Annotated in this window: 1 protein-coding gene; it reads left to right on the plus strand. The window is 54.4% G+C overall.

Going from position 1 to position 809, the window contains the following annotated elements:
- Window positions 1–795 (plus strand): IS30 family transposase (locus WMO24_RS05915; RefSeq protein WP_349215394.1); only part of this gene is annotated, 795 nt, incomplete at its 5' end.
- Window positions 796–809 lie beyond the last annotated feature (14 nt).

An 809-nucleotide genomic window follows, 5' to 3' on the forward strand; every position in this document is an offset into this window, starting at 1 on the left:
CACACGGCGCAGAAGAAGTACCTGCTGCGGCGCTCCTACTGCCACCGCGGGATGTTCCATTCCCAAGAAGTGATCGACTACATAGAGGAAAAGCTGCGTGCGACGTGGTCGCCGGAGCAGATCGCCTGTACCCCTTGTGAACGAAAGATGCCCAGCTGGAGTACCATCTACCGGTGGATCTATGAGAAATACCTGGTAAATGGCAATCTGAAGGTACTGCGCCGCAAGGGAAAGAGCCATGGAGTCAAGGAAACGCGGGGAAAGTACAGCAAGGGAAAATCCATCCGCAAGCGGGACAAATCGGTGTACAGCCGCCAGGAAGCCGGACACTGGGAAGCGGACACCGTAGTGAGTGGCCAGGGCAAAAGCAAAGCCTGCTTTGCCACCCTGGCGGAGCGAAAGACCCGGTTTTACATTGCCGTGAAGATGCCGGACCGGAGAGCTGAGACCATGGAAAACGCCGTTGTCGCTGCCCTGTCCGTCTTTCCACCGCAGCTAGTCAAAACCATTACCTGCGACCGGGGCACAGAGTTTGCCAACTGGCGCCGTATTGAAGAACGATTGCATTGCGAGGTCTATTTTGCCGACCCGTATTGTGCCTGGCAGAAAGGCACAAACGAGAATCTGAACGGTCTGCTCCGGGAGTTTTATCCCAAGGGCAGAAATCTTTCCCGCGTTGCTCCCGCCACATTAAAACGAAACCTGGCGTTGTTGAACGCCAGGCCTCGCAAAGTTCTTAACTTCCATTCTGCCCGGGAATTATGGGACTTTGAACTCAATTCCTGTTGCACTTAGTTTGACAATTCACT

Origin of the sequence: Ruthenibacterium intestinale, assembly GCF_040096265.1 — a bacterium.
In the GTDB taxonomy this organism is placed as follows: Bacteria; Bacillota; Clostridia; order Oscillospirales; family Ruminococcaceae; genus Ruthenibacterium; species Ruthenibacterium komagatae.